Origin of the sequence: Pseudomonas sp. HY13-MNA-CIBAN-0226, assembly GCF_040310305.1 — a bacterium.
Taxonomy (GTDB): Bacteria; Pseudomonadota; Gammaproteobacteria; order Pseudomonadales; family Pseudomonadaceae; genus Aquipseudomonas; species Aquipseudomonas gregormendelii.
On record NZ_JBEOPS010000657.1, the window covers coordinates 1 to 234 of the forward strand.

Sequence of the window (234 nt, forward strand, 5' to 3'; positions counted from 1 at the left end):
GTTCGGCAGGCGGCCTTCAAGCATTTCGTAGTTAGTGTCGGGCGGCGCGGTCATGAAGCGCATGCCGATCTTCTTCATCGCGTCCCAGGTCTGGACCAGGTCGTCGGTGAGGAACGCGACGTGCTGGATGCCCTCGCCGTTGAACTGCATCAGGAACTCTTCGATCTGCCCGGCGCCCTTGGACGATTCTTCGTTCAACGGGATACGGATCTTGCCGTCCGGCGCGCTCATGGC

General features: G+C 61.5%; 1 protein-coding gene. It reads right to left on the reverse strand.

Going from position 1 to position 234, the window contains the following annotated elements; genetic code table 11:
• Positions 1–234, reverse strand: a 234-nt coding sequence (locus tag AAEZ05_RS30320; RefSeq protein WP_350650383.1) for a VOC family protein, incomplete at both ends; no start/stop codon positions are given.